Source organism: Actinoplanes sp. NPDC000266 (assembly GCF_042899005.1).
Lineage (GTDB): Bacteria > Actinomycetota > Actinomycetes > Mycobacteriales > Micromonosporaceae > Actinoplanes.
The window spans coordinates 123,655-141,487 of record NZ_JBIAZI010000010.1 but is presented as its reverse complement, the minus strand read 5'-3'; the positions used below and the strand labels follow the sequence as shown (position 1 = coordinate 141,487).

Genomic DNA, 17,833 nt, shown 5'->3' with positions numbered 1-17,833 from the left:
ATGCGCACAGAAGTGATCACGGTTCGCACCGGCAACCGGCCCACCGTCCGCGACATCACGGCCGAGGCGGCCCGGTTCGCCGAGTCCGAAGGAGACGGGATTCTCAACGTCTTCGTCCCGCATGCCACGGCCGGCATCGCGATCATCGAGACCGGCGCCGGTTCGGACGACGATCTGCTGACCGCGATCGACGATCTTCTGCCTGCTCAGGACAAGTGGCGGCACCGGCACGGGTCACGGGGACACGGGCGCGACCACGTTCTGCCGGCCTGGATCCCGCCGTACGCCTCATTGCCTGTCATCAATGGCCGGATCGCACTCGGAACATGGCAGTCGGTCTGCCTGGTGGACACCAACGGAGACAATCCGGAGCGCCAGGTACGGTTCAGTTTCCTGCCCGCCTGACGTTAAGAGGATGTTACTGGTCAGTACGTGTGTCGCGCATCGCGTACCCGCACGGTAGGCGTGACGACGCACACTGCGAAGGGGCAGGATGGAGTTATTACCGCGCGACTCACACAATGGGCCGCTCGGTCCGACACCCGACCAAGAGGAATGCCTGTGGCCACGGAGCGCAAGCGCCCGGTGATCAGCGACGGCCTGCCGAGCCAGCTTCCGGACATCGACCCCGAAGAGACGAACGAGTGGGTCGAGTCCCTCGACGGAGTCATCGACGAACGGGGCGCCAAGAGAGCCCGTTACGTTATGTTGCGCCTGCTCGAGCGGGCGCGGGAGCGACAGGTGGGCATCCCGCCCCTGACCTCCACCGACTACGTCAACACGATCACGCCCGAGCGCGAGCCGTGGTTCCCCGGTGACGAGTTCGTCGAACGCCGCATCCGCGCCTACATCCGGTGGAACGCCGCGATGCTGGTGCACCGCGCGCAGCGCCCCGAGATCGGGGTCGGCGGCCACATCTCGACGTACGCGTCGAGCGCCAGCCTCTACGAGGTCGGCATGAACCACTTCTTCCGCGGCAAGGACCACCCGGGCGGCGGCGACCACATCTTCTTCCAGGGCCACGCCTCCCCCGGCATGTACGCGCGGGCCTTCATGGAGGGCCGGCTCTCCGAGAACGACCTCGACGGTTTCCGGCAGGAGCTGTCGCACCCGGGTGGCGGCCTGCCGTCGTACCCGCACCCGCGCCTGATGCCGAACTTCTGGGAGTTCCCCACGGTCAGCATGGGCCTCGGCCCGCTGAACGCGATCTACCAGGCGCGGTACAACCGCTACCTGCAAAACCGCGGCATCAAGGACACCAGCCAGCAGCACACCTGGGCGTTCCTGGGCGACGGCGAGATGGACGAGGTCGAGTCGCTGGGCGCGATCGGCCTGGCCGCGCGTGAGGAGCTCGACAACCTCACCTTCGTCATCAACTGCAACCTGCAGCGCCTCGACGGCCCGGTCCGCGGCAACGGCAAGATCATCCAGCAGCTGGAGTCGTTCTTCCGCGGCGCCGGATGGAACGTCATCAAGGTCGTCTGGGGCCGCGAGTGGGACCCGCTGCTCGCCGCCGACAGCGACGGCGCGCTGGTCAACCTCATGAACGTGACGCCCGACGGTGACTACCAGACCTACAAGGGCGAGTCCGGCGCGTACGTCCGTGAGCACTTCTTCGGCCGTGACCCGCGCACGCGCAAGCTGGTCGAGCACCTCTCGGACGACGAGATCTGGAACCTCAAGCGCGGCGGGCACGACTACCGCAAGCTCTACGCGGCGTACAAGGCGGCCATGGAGCACACCGGCCAGCCGACCGTGATCCTCGCCAAGACGATCAAGGGCTGGACGCTGGGCTCGCACTTCGAGGCGCGCAACGCGACCCACCAGATGAAGAAGCTGACCCTGGACGACCTCAAGGGCTTCCGGGACCGGCTCTACCTCGACATCAGCGACAAGCAGCTCGAGGACAACCCGTACCTCCCGCCGTACTACCACCCCGGCGAGAAGTCCGACGAGATGCAGTACATGCTGGAGCGCCGGCGCGAGCTCGGCGGTTCGATCCCGAGCCGCCGGACGAAGGGCAAGATCCTCCAGATCCCCGACTCCAAGGCGTTCGGCGACGTCAAGCGGGGCAGCGGCAAGCAGAAGATCGCCACCACCATGGCCTTCGTACGCCTGCTCAAGGACCTCATGAAGGACAAGGAGTTCGGCGCCCGGTGGGTGCCGATCATCCCGGACGAGGCCCGCACCTTCGGCATGGACTCGCTCTTCCCGACCAAGAAGATCTACAACCCGCACGGCCAGACCTACACGTCGGTCGACCGTGAGCTCTTCCTGTCGTACAAGGAGGCGACGAACGGCCAGATCCTGCACGAGGGGATCAACGAGGCCGGGTCGACCGCGAGCTTCATCGCCGCCGGCACGTCGTACGCGACGCACGACGAGCCGATGATCCCGCTGTACATCTTCTACTCGATGTTCGGCTTCCAGCGGACCGCCGACGAGTTCTGGGCGGCCGCCGACCAGATGACCCGCGGCTTCCTGCTCGGCGCCACCGCCGGGCGGACCACGCTCAACGGTGAGGGCCTGCAGCACGAGGACGGCCACTCGCTGCTGATCGCGGCCACGAACCCGGCCGTCGTGGCGTACGACCCGGCGTTCGCGTTCGAGATCGCGCACATCGTCGAGGACGGCCTGCACCGCATGTACGGCGAGAAGCAGGAGAACGTCTTCTACTACCTCACCGTCTACAACGAGCCGGCCGTCCAGCCGGCCGAGCCGGCCGACCTCGACCGGGAAGGCCTGCTCAAGGGCATCTACCGCTACTCGGCGGCGCCCGAGGGGACGACCGGCCCGAAGGCGCAGCTGCTGGCCTCCGGCACCGGCCTGCCCTGGGCGCTCAAGGCCCAGCAGCTGCTGGCCCAGGACTGGGGCGTGGCGGCCGACGTCTGGTCGGTGACCTCGTGGACCGAGCTGCGCCGCGACGCGGTCGAGACCGAGGAGCACAACCTGCTCAACCCGGGCGACCAGCCGCGCAAGCCGTACATCGAGCAGAAGCTCGAGAGCACCGAGGGCCCGGTGGTCGCGGTCAGCGACTACATGCGGGCCGTGCCCGACCTGATCGCGCGGTGGGTGCCGAACGACTACACGTCGCTGGGCACCGACGGCTTCGGCATGAGCGACACGCGGCACGCTCTGCGCCGCCACTTCCACGTGGACGGTGAGTCGGTCGCGGTGGCCACGCTGCGCCAGCTCGCGCTGCGCGGCAAGGTGCCGTCGCACGTTCCGGCCGAGGCGGCCAAGAAGTACGCGATCGACGACGTCTCCGCGGCGCCTGTCGGCGAGACCGGCGGCGACAGCTAAAGGTCGATTTCCGAGCCGGACCATCCCGTACGGGGTGGTCCGGCTCAGTCGTCTCCGGAACGTGCCGATGGGTACGGAGTGGGACGCGGCATGCAGATCAGTCACAAGCTCCTCGCTCTGGGCCTGGGCGGGGTGATCGGCACCGCCGGCGTCCTCGTGCTGGTGGGAGCCTGGAAGAGCGGCGATTTCGCCGAGAGCACCGAACGCGAGGTGGTCGCCCAGAACGAGGCGAACCTCAAACAGATCACCAGCGACGTGACCACCCTGGTGTCCTCGGTGGGCGACGAGGTGCAGAACAGCGTCGACGTCTCGATGAACGCGGCCGACAAGCTGCTGACCCTCAGCGGCGGGGTGTCCTTCTCCAGCCGTACGGCGTCCTGGACCGCCACCAACCAGGTCACCAACGCCAAGACGACGGTCTCGCTGCCCCGGATGCTGGTCGGCGGCACCTGGCTCGGGCAGAACAAGAACCTCAAGGTCACCACGCCCTTCGTGGACGACGCGGCATCCGTCTCGGGTGCCGTGGTCACCGTCTTCCAGCGCATGAACACCGCCGGCGACCTGCTGCGGGTCGGCACGACCGTCAAGGCGGCCAGCGGCAGCCGGGCGATCGGCACGTACATCCCGGCCACCTCGGACGGCAAGGCGAACGCCGTGGCCGCCGCCATCAAGGCCGGCAAGTCCTACCGGGGCGTGGCCAAGGTGGTCGACACCTGGTACATCACGGCCTACGACCCGATCAAGGACGCCTCCGGCGCCGTGGTCGGCTCGCTGTTCGCCGGCCTTCCGCAGTCGGCCGCGCTGGAGAACCTGACCGCGGCCGTCTCGGCCGGCACGTTCGGGCAGAACGGCTGGGCCACGGTATTCAGCACCTCCTCGGCCGACGCGGGCCGGGTCGTCGCGTCGAGCATGGAGGGAACCGCCGACACCACCGACATCGACTCGGCCGACGCCAACGGCGTCAAGTACGTCTCGGAGATCGTGGCCAAGGCGCCGACCCTGGAGGACGACGCGACCTGGACCACGACCTACAAGCTGCCGGGCTCGTCGGGGGCCGAAGCCGGCTCGACCACCACGACGGTCGCCTACTACGCGCCGTACTCGTGGGCCATCGCGATCGGCGGCTACGACGCCGACTCGGCCGGGCCGATCAACGCGGTCCGCGACGGGCGCAAGGCCATGCTGGTCGCCTTCGTGATCGCGGCCGTGCTGCTGGCCGTGGTCGGCGGCCTGGTGGCGGCGACGCTGGCCCGGCGCATCGCGGGCCGGCTGGCCGGCCTGACCGGCGGCCTGTCGCGGCTGGCCAAACGGGACCTGACGGTGGTCGTCCCGGTCGACGGCAAGGACGAGATCGCGGTCGCCTCGGCCGAGCTGAACAGCGCGGTCGGTGAGCTGAGAACCGTGATGGTGGAGGTCACCTCGGCCTCGCACGAGGTGGCCGGCACGGCCCGGCAGGTGGCCGCGACCGGCGGCGAGCTGGCCGGATCGGCCGACGAGGCGGCCACCCGGGCCGGACACGTCAACGTGGCCGCCGAGGGCGTCTCGCACGTGGTGCAGACGGTTGCGGCCGGCGCCGAGGAGATGGGCGCTTCGATCTCCGAGATCTCCAACAACGCCCAGGACGCGGCCCAGGCCGGCCGGGACGGCGTCGGGCTGACCGCGGCCGCGGCCGGCGTCATCGGCGAGCTGCGCACCTCGACCGCGGCCATCGCCGACGTCGTACGGCTGATCGCCAGCATCGCCGAGCAGACCAACCTGCTGGCCCTGAACGCGACGATCGAGGCGGCCCGGGCCGGCGAGACCGGCAAGGGCTTCGCGGTGGTCGCGGGCGAGGTCAAGGAACTGGCCCAGGAGACCGCGCGGGCCACCGAGGACGTCACCTCGCGGGTGCAGGCGATCGAGAGCGACACCAGCCGCGCGGTCGACGCGATCGAGGCCATCACGGCCCGGATCGCGCAGGTCAACGACTATCAGACGGCGATCGCGGCGGCGGTCGAGGAGCAGGCCGCGACCACCGCCGAGATGGCCCGCAACATCTCCGAGGTGGCCTCGGGCAGCCGGGACATCGCCGAGGGCATCGGCGTGGTCAGCGGCGCGGTCGACGGCACCCGGGCCTCGGTGGCGGTCTCACACCGGGCCGCCGACGAGCTGGACGCGACCGCCCGCAAGCTGACCGGCCTGGTCGACCGCTTCACGGTCTAGGCCGGCACGTACGTCACCACGTCGACCCCGGTCTTGGTCTGCCACGTTCCGGTGAGCGACAGCGCGATCTTGGTACCGGGCTCCCACAGCTTGCGGCCCTCGCCCTGCACCACGGGGTAGATCATGATCCGGTACTCGTCGATCAGGTTGTGCCGGGTCAGATAGTTGACCAGGTCGGCGCTGCCGTTGATCAGCAGGTCGGCCGGCTCGGCCTTGAGCGCCCGCACCGCGTCGGCCACCTCGCCCTGGAGGAAGGTCGCGTTCCACTCGGGCTCGCGCAGGGTCGTCGTCGCCACGTGCTTCGGCATCGAGTTCATCCGCTTGCCGAAGTGGCCGGTCGCCTCCTCCATCTGGGGCCAGGCGGCCTTGAAGCCCTCGTAGGTCTTGCGGCCCAGCAGCAACGCGCCCGCCTCGTGCAGGTTCGCGTCCTGCCAGGCGCCCAGCTCGTCGTTGAAGTAGGGCCCGCTCCAGGACGGCTCCTCGAAGACGCCGTCGAGCGTCGTGTATTCGACTGCCACGATCCTGCCCATCAGAACACCCCAATCTCGTATTGCGACCGGTTGACCACTTTCCGTAGGCTCTCTTCCCAGGGGATCGGTGATCCTCTAACCTCCGAGGAACTTTCACCTTTCGAGGAGGCCGGATGGCCGTCGCGCACGAAGCCACGGCCCTCGCCGAGCCTACGATCCCCGTCCGCCGATCCTGGATCGGCCTGCTCTTCGCGGCCAACCTCGGCCTCTGGATGGCCTGCTACACCCCCATCCAGGTGCTGCTGCCGGAGCAGGTCGCCGAGCTCACCCAGGACAACAAGGAGCTGTGGCTCGGCCTGGTCACCGGCATCGGCGCCCTGGTCGCCGTGATCATCGCCCCGCTGGCCGGCGCGCTGTCCGACCGCACCCGCCTGCGGCTGTTCGGCCGCCGCTACGGCCGCCGGCACGTCTGGACCCTCGGCGGCGTGATCGTCACCGTGCTCTCGCTGTCCGTGCTGGCCGAGGCGCCCAACCTGCTGACCGTCACGCTGGCCTGGGCGGCCGCGCAGGTCGGCATCAACGTCATGCTGGCCTCGCTGACCGCCTCCGTGCCCGACCGGGTGCCGGTGGTCCAGCGCGGCCTGGTCTCCGGCTGGATCGGCATGCCACAGGCGCTCGGCCTGGTGCTCGGGGCCATCCTGGTCACCGCGGTGGTCACCGACATCGGGCTCGGCTACATCGTGCTGGCGTTCGGGCTGGTCCTGCTGGCCGCCCCGTTCGCGCTGCTCACCCGGGACGAGCCGCTGCCCGACGGCCACCGGGTCAAGGCGAGCTGGCGGCTCGACCTGCGCGGCAACCCCGACTTCATGTGGGCCTTCGGCACGCGCTTCCTGGTCCAGCTGGGCAACGCGCTCGGCACGCTCTACCTGCTGTACTTCCTGACCGACGCGGTGAAGCTCGACGATCCGGACACCGGTCTGCTGATCATGATCCTGCTCTACACGGTCGGCATGATCGCGACGGCCATGGTCGGCGGACACCTCTCCGACAAGCTCGGCCGCCGCAAGATCTTCGTGATCTGGTCGGGCGTGCTCATCGCCGTCGCGGCCACGCTGCTGGCCATCTGGCCGACCTGGCCCGTCTCGATGGTCGCGGCCCTGCTCTTCGGGGCCGGCTACGGCGTCTACCTGGCCGTCGACACCGCCCTGATCACCCAGGTGCTGCCGGCCGCCACCGACCGCGCCAAGGACCTGGGCGTCATCAACATCGCCAGCGCCGCGCCGCAGGCCATCGGCCCGGCCATCTCGGCCCCGATCGTCACCCACCTCGGCGGATATCCGGCGCTGTTCGCGCTGACCGCGCTCGTCACGATCGCCGGAGCGGTAGCGGTGGTGAAAATCCGTTCGGTCGCCTAGGTACCCTTGACCCGTGACTGTACGAGTACGCTTCGCCCCCTCTCCGACCGGCATGTTCCACGTCGGCGGCGCGCGCTCCGCGCTGCAGAACTGGATCTACGCCAAGCAGCACGACGGTGTCTTCGTGCTGCGGATCGAGGACACCGACGCCGCCCGCAACCGTCCCGAGTGGACCGAGGGCATCATCTCGGCGCTCGACTGGATCGGCATCGAGCGCGGCACGTACGAAGGCCCGTACTTCCAGTCCTCCTACGCGCAGGACCACACCGCCGCCGCCACCCGCCTCTACGGCGAGGCCAAGGCGTACTACTGCGACTGCAAGCGTGAGGACGTCATCGCCCGCACCGGCAACCAGCACACCGGCTACGACGGCTTCTGCCGCGACCGGGGTCTCGGGCCGGGCGAGGGCCGCGCGCTGCGCTTCCGCACGCCCGACGAGGGCGAGACCGTGGTCGAGGACATCGTCCGGGGCAAGCCCACCTTCGAGAACAAGCTGATGGAAGACTTCGTCATCGCCCGCAGCGACGGCTCGGCGGTCTTCCTGCTGGCCAACGTCGTGGACGACATGACCATGGGGATCACCCACGTGATCCGGGCCGAGGAGCACCTGCCCAACACCCCCAAGCAGCAGCTGCTGTGGGAGGCGCTCGGGCACACCCCGCCGATCTGGGGCCACGTGCCGGTCATCGTCAACGAGAAGCGGCAGAAGCTGTCCAAGCGCCGCGACAAGGTGGCCCTGGAAAGCTACCGCGACGAGGGCTACCTGGCCGCCGCCATGAAGAACTACCTGATGCTGCTGGGCTGGGCGCCCTCGGGCGACCGCGAGATCGTGCCGTGGCAGGTCGTCGAGGACGAGTACCGCCTCGAGGAGGTCAACCACGCCCCCGCGTTCTTCGACGTCAAGAAGCTGCGGGCGTTCAACGGCGACTACATCCGGGCCCTGGACGTGCAGGAGTTCATCCAGTGCTGCACGCCGTGGCTCAGCGGCACCGACACCATCGCGGCCCCGCCGTGGGAGCCGTCGGCCTTCGACGCCGAGGTCTTCACCGCCGTCGCCCCGCTCGCGCAGACCCGCATCGCGGTGCTGTCCGAGATCGTGGACTACGTCGACTTCTTCTTCCTGCCCGAGCCGGCCATCGACGAGGCGTCGTGGGCCAAGGCCATGAAGGAGGGCGCGGCCGACATCCTCGACGCCACCGCGACCGCCTTCGAGGCCCTCGAGGAGTGGGCGGCCGAGCCGCTCAAGGCCGCCCTCGAGGAGGTCGGGCTGGCCCGTGAGCTCAAGCTCGGCAAGACCCAGGCCCCGGTCCGGGTCGCGGTCACCGGCCGTTCGGTCGGTCTGCCCCTGTTCGAGTCGATCGAGGTCCTGGGCCGCGAGCGCACCCTGGCCCGTCTGCGCGCGGCACGCGCACGCTTGTAACACAGTTTGATCTCAAAGGTGGCCCAGTCGAGTGACCGGGCCACCTTCGTGTTGCACGGACTAGGTACTATTCGGCCGCTGATCAACGGCTGTCGTCGTCTCGCGGTCATCCCCAGATGGCTCCAAATACGTCGGGCTCGAGATGCGCCCGGGCGCGGTTCCGGGAAGGCTTAGGCACAAGCCATGTCCACCACGGGGCGGGGAGGCCGGACGATGGTTGGTAAGACGATCACCAGGTTGCTGGCTGTGACGGCGGTGCTCGCCGTCGGGCTCGCGCCCGCGGCGGCCGCGCAGGCGGCGCCCAAGGCGGCGGCCAAGCCGAACGTCGTGCAGATCACCGGCAAGGACGTGGACGGCAAGATCCTCGTCGACCAGAAGACCCAGAAGCGGCTCTTCGACAGCCTGCTCAGCGAGGTCAGCTGGATGGCGTCGGCCAAGTCGCAGACCACGGCGCTCAAGGCCGACAAGCTCGGCGCCAAATACACGGTCACCCTGCTCAACAACAAGCAGACCCTGCAGACGTACGACCTGTTCCCGATGGCCGCCGGCGGTCCCCGGGCCCACCGTCTGGCCAAGCAGCCGACCGGCGCCAAGACCGAGGGCTGGTTCTACGGCCGGCTCACCATGCCCGAGGCGCTGCGGGTGGCCGGCGTGCCGCTCAAGTCCAAGCCCGACGTGGTCACCGGCGGCATCGGCGGCGGCATCGGGCAGGGCCTCGAGGTCGACGCGGCCAAGGAGCCGGCCGGCGTCAAGGAGTACGTGGGCGAGGTGCGCCGCCTGTTCCTGCTCAACGGCGCGGTCCTCGCGTCCATCCTCGTGGGCCTGGCCGGCATCGCCTTCTTGATCCGCCGCAAGGTCTAGCCGACCGGCGTACGGAACGGCGGGCAGCCCTTCTCACACGTCTCGGCGCCGAACGCGTCGAGGACCCGCTCGTCGGTCGCCACCTGCTCGACCTGGGCGCCGGTGAGCCCCGGCTTGCCACGTGCGGCGCCGACGTCACGCTTGCCGGTGGCCATCACGGCGACCGTGCGGCCGTCGCTCAGGCGCCGCGCGATCGTCTGGCGCACCTGCCAGTCCGCGTCGCCGTCGTCGTCGTAGCGGACGAACTCGAGGCCACCGGCCTTGTCTACCCGCGCGCAAGCTTTCTTGTCGGCCTTCACCGGGAAGCAGTAATCATCCGGTTTGTCATAGACGGCCACATCGATGGCGCCGCGCGGCTCGTCCCCGTCGATCACGTGATATCGCCGCCAGCCGTCACCCCGCTCGACCGACTTGATCCCCAGGCCACGACCGGCGATCAACGGCTCGACCATTTCCCGTACGCCGTCAGAGGTCTCCGAGACGGCGGGCGCGGGCCGGACCGTGGCCGGGGCCGACACGGCCGGGGCGACCGCGGACGGCGTGCCCGGAAGCAGCGTGGTGGTGATCAGGTAGCCGGCCGTCACGACGGCCGCCGCGGCCAGCAGACCCGAGCCGAGCAGCAGCTGCGTGCGGCGCCGGCGCAGCCGGTCGGCCCGGCGGAAGACCGCGTCGACCTCCTCGCCGACCGACGGCTCCCCCTCGAGGACATGCTCCAGCAGCTCGCGCAGTGGCCCGGTCGGCGCGCTCATCCGGCCATCGCCGCCTCGGACTCGGTGAGCAGCCTCTCCAGCGCGGCCAGACCGGCCCGCTCGTAGGCGCCGACCCGCTCGTCGTCCAGGTCGAGCATCGCCCCGGTGGCGTCGACGTCGAAGCCGTCCCAGTAGCGCAGCACGAGGACCGCCCGGCAGCGCGGCGCGAGCTTGTGCAGGGCGTCCAGCAGCAGGATCGACTCGGCGGCGACACCCTCGGCGCCGGCCGACGCCACGAAGACGTGCTCGCGTCGGCGGTTGCGTTTGCGGCACGACTCCATCAGGTCGGCGTACGCGTAGACGTCGGCGTCGGCCACGGCCCCGCGCCGGCTGTCGACGACCAGGCGCGCCAGGGTGGCGCGGGTCAGATCGGCGGCGAGCTGCCAGTCGCCGCACATCAGGAAGGCGGACCGGCGCAGGTGCGGCAGGCGGGCCGCGACGAACGTGCGCAGGGCGGCGTCTTCCTCACCCTCGTTTCCGGACATATGCCCTTTATAGGCGCGGAAGGGGGTGTCGGGGCGCGGAACGCCGATCACGCGACCTGAACGGCGACCTCCACGAGGCGTACGAGATCGTCCAGGTCCTCATCGAACTCGTCGGGGTCCGCCGCCGGCGGCAGGCCACCCGTGACCGCGCCGGTCGCATGACCCAGCAGGAAAGCCAAGATCATTCGAGCCATTCGGGGTACGGACTTCTCGGGCACCCCGGCGTCATGAAGAACACTACGGAGGGCGGCGGCCAGCCAGGAGGCCGAGGCGGCCGCGACCGGCCGGGTGAGCAGCAGGGGAAACGCGCCCGGATGCTTGTCGGCCAGCGCCCGCACGGCCCGCCCCAGCGCCCGGAGCCGCCGTCGCCAGTCGAGCTCGGCGGGCTCACCGACGTCGGCGCCCAGTTCGATGTTGAGCAGGTCGACGAGACCGTCGAGCAGAGCGTCTTTCCCACCGACATACGGGTAAAGCGCCATCGAGGTCAAACCGACCCGCTCGGCCACCGCCCGCATGGACATCGCGGCCAGGCCGCGCTCGTCGACGAGAGCGAGGGCCTGGTCGAGAATCAGCCGTCTCTTGTCGTCCACCAAACAACCGTGTCCGGCATTTCGCCTAAGTCAACCAAGACGCGCCGCGCGGCCACCCGGTCGGGGCGCGCTTTACCACTTCCGCCCCGCCGCTTTGCCCCGCTTGCACCTTGCCACCTTGCCGCGCTTGCGCCTTGCCACCTTGCGCCTTGCCGCGCTGCGTCCTCGTTACCTCGCCGCGCTTGCACCTTGCCGCGATTGCGCCCTCATTGCTTGCCCGATTTATGAGGTTCAGCGAATGGCGCGAGCGCTCAGCACCAGCGGCCGGGCGGGCGGCCCCGGCCGGCGGCGCGGCGTCGAGGGCGCACGGCGCCGTGCAGGTGGGCGCCGGCCCAGCCGTGCAGCTCCGTGCGGCAGCCGCCCCGGCTCGGCACCGGCACGATCTCGGCGTCCGTCTCGTCCACGGTCGCCATCGGCAGCGAGCCCTCCGGCGCGGGCTCACCCTCGCCGAGCGGCCAGTTCTCCCGTTCCGTCATCTCGCCTCCTCACCCTCTCGCGGTCTTTCATCGGCAGCACGCGGCCCCTGCTTTACCGGGGGCGGACGCGAATCTGGCGACGCTAGGACGACACCTTGCCAGGTCACCGACCGAAATCGCGGGAGAGGCGCACCGCTACACCGGACAAATAACCCAAATCGCCACTTTTTCCACCGGGGCGCGGACGTGGCAGGCTGTGGGCGTGTCATCGGCGAAACCCCCACCGGCCGAGACCCTGCGCCGGATCGAACGGCACGCCGGGTCCCTCGCCACCTCGGCCGTCGCCCGCATGGACGAGACCCTGCCCTGGTTCCGCGCCCTGCCGGCCGACCAGCGCTCCTGGGTCATGCTGGTGGCCCAGGCCGGCGTACGGTCGCTGGTCGAATGGTTGCGCTCCGGCGGCGCCACCGAGGACAGCACGCAGGAGATCTCCGACGAGGTCTTCGCGGCCGCGCCGCGGGCCCTGGCCCGTTCGATCACGCTGACACAGACCGTCCAGTTGATCAAGGTGACCATCGACGTCGCCGAGGCCGAGGTGGCCGCGCTCGCCGCGCCCGGCGAGGAGGAGCCGCTGCTCCAGGCCATCCTCAAATTCTCCCGGGAGATCGCCTTCTCCGCGGCCCGGGTGTACGCCCGCGCCGCCGAGTCCCGCGGCGCCTGGGACGCCCGCCTCCAGGCCCTGCTCGTCGACGCGCTGCTGCGTGGCGACTCCTCCGACGTGCTGGCCAGCCGGGCCGCCGCGCTCGGCTGGGCCGACGCCCCGCCGGTCGCGGTCGTGGTCGGCCGCTCCCCCGGCGGCGACATCACCGCCGTGCTGCACGCGGTCTACCGGGCCGCCCGGCGCGCCCGCATCGAGGTGATCGGCGGCGTGCACGGCGACCGGCTGGTCGTGGTGATGGGCGGGGCCGCCGACCCGGTGGCGACCGCGACCGCCCTGGCCGCCAGCTTCGGCGAGGGCCCGATTGTGGTCGGCCCGGCCGTGCCGTCGCTCGACCAGGCCACCGAGTCGGCGCGGGCCGCGCTGGCCGGCTTCCGGGCGGCGCCGGCCTGGCCGGGCGCGCCCAACCCGGTGTCGGCCGACGACCTGCTGCCCGAGCGGACCCTGGCCGGCGACATGGAGGCGCGGCGCAAACTACGGCACGACGCGTACGGGGCGCTGTCGCGCGCCGGCGGCGGACTGCTCGACACACTGGATGCGTTCTTCGCCGCGGGCGGGGTACTCGAGAGTGCGGCCCGCGAGTTGTTCGTACACCCGAACACGATCCGATACCGCCTCAAAAGGGTGGCCGAGGTCACCGGGCTGTCGCCCCTGGACGGACGCGACGCGTTCGCCCTGCGGCTGGCGCTGGCCGTCGGCCGCCTCGACCCTGCGACATAGCTCACCGACTTGTAGAGTTCCTACAACAGCCGTCGTAGGGTTTCGTCGCCGTCAGCAACCCCGCAACGGCGACCTATCCGGAAGAGTCGAAGACGTGCTCGCCGTACTTTCCCCCGGCCAGGGTTCCCAGAAGCCCGGCTTCCTGACTCCGTGGCTCGACCTCCCCGGCGCCGAGACCAAACTGCGCTGGTGGTCGGTGCTGGCCGGCGTCGACCTGGTGCACCTCGGCACGTCGGCCGGAGCCGACGAGATCAAGGACACCGCTCGTACGCAACCCCTCCTGGTCGCCGCCGCCCTGCTGGCCGGCTCCGAGCTGCCCCTCGACGGCGTCGGCCTGGTCGCCGGGCACAGCGTGGGCGAGCTCGGCGCGGCCGCCCTGGCCGGTGTGCTGCCGGCCGAGGCCTCGATCGCGCTGGCCGGCCTGCGCGGCCGTGAGATGGCCGCCGCCTGCGCCCTCGAGCCGACCGGCATGAGCGCCGTCCTCGGCGGCGACGCCGACGAGGTGCTCGCGGCCATCGAGAAACACGGCCTGCACCCGGCCAACCGCAACGCGGCCGGCCAGGTCGTCGCGGCCGGCTCGCTCGACGGGCTCGCCGCGCTGGCCGCCGACCCGCCGGAGAAGGCGCGGGTCCGGGCGCTCGAAGTCGCCGGGGCCTTCCACACGCCGTACATGCAAACGGCCGAAACCGCCCTCGCCGCCGTCGCCGGTGGCATCAGCGCCGGGAACCCGGCGCGCACCCTGCTCTCCAACCTCGACGGCACCGCCGTCACCGACGGCGCCGAGATGGTGCAGCGACTCGTCCGCCAGGTCACCGCGCCGGTGCGCTGGGACCTGTGCATGAAGTCGCTGGCCGAGCTCGGCGTCACCGGCGTGATCGAGCTGCCGCCGGCCGGCACCCTGGCCGGCCTGGTCAAGCGCGAGCTCAAGGGCAACGGGGCCCCCGAGATCGTCACCCTCAACACCCCCGACGACCTGCCCGCCGCCCGCGACCTCGTCGCCCGGCACTCAGCTCGCCACTAAGGAGCATGACCATGACCGCGGGTTCCCGCATCGTCGCGATGGGGCACTACCAGCCCTCGCGCATCGTCACCAACGACGACCTGGCCGCGACGATCGACACCAACGATGAGTGGATCAAGAGCCGGGTCGGCATCGCCGAGCGGCGCATCGCCGACGGCGAGACCGTGGCCGACATGGCCACCTTCGCGGCCGAGAAGGCGCTGGCCGCCTCCGGCCTGACCGCGGCCGACATCGACCTCGTCACGGTCGCCACCTGCTCGTCCATCGACCGCTGCCCCAACGTGGCGAGCCGGGTCGCGGCCCGCCTCGGCGTCAAGGCCCCGGCCGCGTACGACCTCAACACCGCCTGCTCCGGCTTCAGCTACGCGCTCGGCACCGTCGATCACGCCATCCGGGCCGGCGCCGCCCGCAACGCCATCGTCATCGGCGCCGAGAAGCTGTCCGACGTCACCGACTGGACCGACCGCACCACGGCCGTCCTGTTCGGCGACGGCGCGGGCGCCGCGGTCGTCACCGGCGTGGCCGACGGCGAAGAGGCGGCCATCGGCCCGGTCCTGTGGGGCTCGGCCCCCGAGAAGGGCGACGCCCTGCTCATCGAGGGCTGGCAGCCGTACATCAAGCAGGAAGGCCAGACGGTCTTCCGCTGGGCGACCACCGAGCTGGCGCCGTTCGCGCTGCAGGTCTGCGAACGGGCCGGGGTGGCACCGTCCGAGCTGGCGGCCTTCGTGCCGCACCAGGCGAACACCCGGATCATCGACGGTATCGTCAAGCGGCTCGGTCTCGGCCCCGACGTGGTCGTGGCCAAGGATCTGGTCCACTCCGGCAACACCTCCGCGGCGAGCGTGCCGCTGGCCCTGTCCAAGCTGGTCGAGCGCCGGGAGGTGCCCTCGGGCGCGCCCGTCCTGCTCTTCGGCTTCGGCGGCGGCCTCACCTACGCCGGCCAGGTCGTCCGCTGCCCCTGAGCAGTTGACCGTCCTGTACGGAGCAGTCCCCACCATTGAGAGGAAACACCTGTAATGGCTTCACGCGAAGAGATCACCTCCGGCCTCGCCGAGATCCTCGAGGAGGTCGCCGGGGTGAACCCGGACGACGTCGCCGAGGGTAAGTCCTTCACCGACGACCTGGACGTCGACTCGCTGTCCATGGTCGAGGTCGTGGTGGCCGCCGAGGAGAAGTTCGGCGTCAAGATCCCCGACAACGAGGTCCAGAACCTGAAGACCGTCGGTGACGCGGTGAGCTACATCGAGGCGAACCACTGACATGAGCAACGTCGACGTCGTCGTCACCGGGCTCGGCGCGACCACCCCGTTGGGCGGGGACGTCGCGTCCACCTGGGACGCCATGCTCGGCGGCCGCTCCGGGGTGAGTCGCATCACCGCGGAGTGGGCCGACCAGCTCACAGTCAAGATCGCCGCGCAGCTGAAGGTCGAGCCCTCCGAGGTCATCGACCGGGTCAAGATGCGCCGGCTCGACCGCTCCGAGGCGATCGCCCTGATCGCCGCGAAGCAGGCCTGGGCCGACGCGGGCCTCGAAGGCGCGGAGATCGACAAGGAGCGCCTCGCCGTCAGCCTCGGCAGCGGCATAGGCGGCGCGCTCACCCTCCTCAACCAGGACGACATCCTCGAGGCGTCCGGGCAGCGCAAGGTCAGCCCGCACACGGTGCCGATGCTGATGCCGAACGGCCCGGCGGCGTGGGTCGGCATCGAGCTGGGCGCGCAGGCGGGCGTCCACGCGATGGCCAGCGCGTGCGCGACGGGCGCGGAAGCGATGGCGCTGGGCCTGGACATCATCCGCTCCGGCCGGGCCGACATGGTCCTGGCCGGTGGCACGGAGGCGGTCATCCACCCGCTGCCGTTCGCGGGCTTCGCGAACATGCGGGCGATGTCGACACGCAACGACGACCCGGAGAAGGCGTCCCGCCCGTGGGACAAGGGCCGGGACGGGTTCGTGTTCGGCGAGGGAGCGGGCGCGGTGGTGCTGGAGCGTGAAGACCACGCGAGGGCACGGGGCGCACGCATCTACGCCCGTCTGGCGGGAGCGGGAATCACGTCGGACGGCTTCGACATCGTCCAGCCGGACCCGGAGTGCAAGGGCGGCGCCCGGGCGATGACGAGGGCGATCCGGGACGCGGGCCTGACCGGCGCGGACATCGTCCACGTGAACGCGCATGCGACGTCGACCCCGGTCGGCGACATGGGCGAGATCGTGGGCATCAAGGCCGCGGTCGGCACCCACCCGGTGCTGACGTCGACGAAGTCGATGTCGGGCCACCTGCTGGGAGCGGCGGGAGCCCTGGAGTCGATCGCCGTGATCCTGGCGATCCGCGACGGCGTGGTCCCCCCGACGATCAACCTGGACGACCCGGACGACCGCCTGGATCTCGACGTGGCGGCGCACAAGGCGCGGCCTTTGGACATCCCGGCTGCGATGAACAACTCGTTCGGCTTTGGCGGGCACAACGTGGCTCTGGTGTTCACCCGAGCCTGAGTCTGGTGCTTCACCTGGAGCCGGTCCCGATCGCGGGGCCGGCTTCAGCTGTGTGGGGTGGGCTTTCTTGCGCACGACGGTTGGGGGGATGGGGTGACCACTCGGGCTGACTGGGGAGCGTTTTATGCCTCGAGTGGTCACCCCATCCCCCCAACCTCGGCGGGGAGCAGGTCGCTGCCAGGTGGTTGGTCGCCGGCAGCTGGGGGTGGGACCGGGCGGCGGTCACCTTGCGGTCGTGGTGGGGTGGGGTTCGCATCCGCGCCAGGGTGCGGGTAGGGGAGCAAGTCACGCAGGCCGGGCTGAGCGGTGGGTCGGTCGGCAATTCCAGGCCGGTCGCGCGGGTTCGGTGGTCACGCTGCCGGTCGCCTCATGGGGAGGGAAGGCGCGGCTCTCGACCGCCTCGGCGTCGAGTGGACGGCTTGCCTGCCCGTGCGCGACGGGCGGGCCGTCCCCCTCGTGGCCATGACCTCGACCGGGCGGCGGCAGTGGAAGCCGAGCCTCTGTCGGGCAGGCGCCGTCCGCCACCCAGGCGAGGCGCACACCGCGCGCACCCGCCGCCGCGCGGGTGAGGCGCGCCGCCCACGCCCGCCAGCCGGGTGAGGCGCGCCGCCCACGCCCGCCAGTGGGGTGGGGCTCGCCGCCCACGCCCGCCAGTGGGGTGGGGCTCGCGCTGTCCATACCCGCCGGGCCGACCGCGGGCGCTGTGCGTCCTCGGGCCGCGCGCCCTCGATGCCGGGCAGGCTGCACGCCGTCCAGCCACACTCCTGCCGGGCGCTGGTCTCTGAACCCGCCAACTCGAGGCGGGCGGCACGCACTCCCTATCCGCTTCACCGGGCGAGCGGCACGCCCCGCCGATCCGCTTCTCCGGGGAAGCGGCACGCCCACCCCATCCGCCGCTTCGGTCCTGGTGCAGGGCGGCACGTCTGCGGCTGCGTCGGGGTCGCTGGTGGTCTGTGCTTGCTGGCTCCTTCGTTGG

16 protein-coding genes are annotated in these 17,833 nt (G+C 70.8%); 11 read left to right on the top strand and 5 right to left on the bottom strand.

Going from position 1 to position 17,833, the window contains the following annotated elements; translation table 11 throughout:
- The 3 genes from ACFY36_RS36000 to ACFY36_RS35990 all read left to right on the top strand — a co-directional run bounded on the left by ACFY36_RS36000 (nucleotide 1) and on the right by ACFY36_RS35990 (nucleotide 5,505).
- Nucleotides 1-405, top strand: a complete 405-nt coding sequence (locus ACFY36_RS36000; protein ID WP_499750372.1) for a YjbQ family protein — start codon at nucleotides 1-3, stop codon at nucleotides 403-405.
- 156 nt (nucleotides 406-561) lie between these two features.
- The gene (aceE, locus tag ACFY36_RS35995) at nucleotides 562-3,303 is read left to right on the top strand and encodes a pyruvate dehydrogenase (acetyl-transferring), homodimeric type (protein ID WP_499750371.1); all 2,742 of its coding nucleotides are present in this window, start codon (nucleotides 562-564) and stop codon (nucleotides 3,301-3,303) included.
- A 90-nt stretch (nucleotides 3,304-3,393) separates the two neighbouring features.
- The gene (locus ACFY36_RS35990; protein ID WP_499750370.1) at nucleotides 3,394-5,505 is read left to right on the top strand and encodes a methyl-accepting chemotaxis protein; all 2,112 of its coding nucleotides are present in this window, start codon (nucleotides 3,394-3,396) and stop codon (nucleotides 5,503-5,505) included.
- Here the strand turns inward: ACFY36_RS35990 and ACFY36_RS35985 are convergent.
- Nucleotides 5,502-6,035 (bottom strand): dihydrofolate reductase family protein, encoded by a 534-nt coding sequence (locus ACFY36_RS35985; RefSeq protein WP_499750369.1) that lies wholly within the window; start codon nucleotides 6,033-6,035, stop codon nucleotides 5,502-5,504. The genes ACFY36_RS35990 and ACFY36_RS35985 overlap by 4 nt on opposite strands.
- Nucleotides 6,036-6,148: 113 nt before the next feature.
- On the opposite strand from ACFY36_RS35985, the gene ACFY36_RS35980 reads away from it, so the two are divergent.
- From ACFY36_RS35980 to ACFY36_RS35970, 3 genes are all read left to right on the top strand, one after another.
- Nucleotides 6,149-7,390, top strand: a complete 1,242-nt coding sequence (locus ACFY36_RS35980; protein WP_499750368.1) for an MFS transporter — start codon at nucleotides 6,149-6,151, stop codon at nucleotides 7,388-7,390.
- 13 nt (nucleotides 7,391-7,403) lie between these two features.
- Complete coding sequence (gene gltX / locus ACFY36_RS35975; protein ID WP_499750367.1) at nucleotides 7,404-8,810, top strand: glutamate--tRNA ligase; 1,407 nt, start codon at nucleotides 7,404-7,406, stop codon at nucleotides 8,808-8,810.
- A 213-nt stretch (nucleotides 8,811-9,023) separates the two neighbouring features.
- Complete coding sequence (locus ACFY36_RS35970) at nucleotides 9,024-9,671, top strand: hypothetical protein (protein WP_499750366.1); 648 nt, start codon at nucleotides 9,024-9,026, stop codon at nucleotides 9,669-9,671.
- Here ACFY36_RS35970 and ACFY36_RS35965 read toward each other — a convergent pair.
- The 4 genes from ACFY36_RS35965 to ACFY36_RS35950 all read right to left on the bottom strand — a co-directional run bounded on the left by ACFY36_RS35965 (nucleotide 9,668) and on the right by ACFY36_RS35950 (nucleotide 11,971).
- On the bottom strand, nucleotides 9,668-10,420 hold the full coding sequence (locus ACFY36_RS35965) for a hypothetical protein (RefSeq protein ID WP_499750365.1): 753 nt from the start codon (nucleotides 10,418-10,420) through the stop codon (nucleotides 9,668-9,670). The two genes, ACFY36_RS35970 and ACFY36_RS35965, sit on opposite strands and share 4 nt — an antisense overlap.
- A complete protein-coding gene (locus ACFY36_RS35960) occupies nucleotides 10,417-10,905 on the bottom strand; it encodes a sigma factor-like helix-turn-helix DNA-binding protein (RefSeq protein WP_499750364.1) in 489 nt (162 codons plus the stop codon). Before ACFY36_RS35960 ends, ACFY36_RS35965 begins: the two co-directional genes overlap by 4 nt.
- Before the next feature lie 47 nt (nucleotides 10,906-10,952).
- Nucleotides 10,953-11,495 (bottom strand): TetR/AcrR family transcriptional regulator, encoded by a 543-nt coding sequence (locus tag ACFY36_RS35955; protein ID WP_499750363.1) that lies wholly within the window; start codon nucleotides 11,493-11,495, stop codon nucleotides 10,953-10,955.
- A 251-nt stretch (nucleotides 11,496-11,746) separates the two neighbouring features.
- Nucleotides 11,747-11,971: a hypothetical protein gene (locus ACFY36_RS35950; RefSeq protein WP_499750362.1), complete on the bottom strand. Its 225-nt coding sequence runs from the start codon at nucleotides 11,969-11,971 to the stop codon at nucleotides 11,747-11,749.
- A gap of 202 nt (nucleotides 11,972-12,173) precedes the next feature.
- Here ACFY36_RS35950 and ACFY36_RS35945 point away from each other — a divergent pair, with 202 nt between their 5' ends.
- From ACFY36_RS35945 to fabF, 5 genes are all read left to right on the top strand, one after another.
- On the top strand, nucleotides 12,174-13,349 hold the full coding sequence (locus tag ACFY36_RS35945; RefSeq protein WP_498695496.1) for a PucR family transcriptional regulator: 1,176 nt from the start codon (nucleotides 12,174-12,176) through the stop codon (nucleotides 13,347-13,349).
- Nucleotides 13,350-13,443: 94 nt separating this feature from the next.
- Nucleotides 13,444-14,370, top strand: coding sequence for an ACP S-malonyltransferase (locus tag ACFY36_RS35940; RefSeq protein WP_499750361.1), 927 nt, complete (start codon nucleotides 13,444-13,446; stop codon nucleotides 14,368-14,370).
- An 11-nt stretch (nucleotides 14,371-14,381) separates the two neighbouring features.
- Entirely contained in the window at nucleotides 14,382-15,332 is a 951-nt protein-coding gene (locus ACFY36_RS35935) for a beta-ketoacyl-ACP synthase III (RefSeq protein ID WP_499750360.1), read from the top strand.
- A 54-nt stretch (nucleotides 15,333-15,386) separates the two neighbouring features.
- A complete protein-coding gene (locus ACFY36_RS35930) occupies nucleotides 15,387-15,629 on the top strand; it encodes an acyl carrier protein (protein ID WP_097320124.1) in 243 nt (80 codons plus the stop codon).
- Between the two features lies 1 nt (nucleotide 15,630).
- The gene (gene fabF, locus ACFY36_RS35925; RefSeq protein ID WP_499750359.1) at nucleotides 15,631-16,857 is read left to right on the top strand and encodes a beta-ketoacyl-ACP synthase II; all 1,227 of its coding nucleotides are present in this window, start codon (nucleotides 15,631-15,633) and stop codon (nucleotides 16,855-16,857) included.
- The last annotated feature ends 976 nt before the right edge of the window (nucleotides 16,858-17,833 follow it).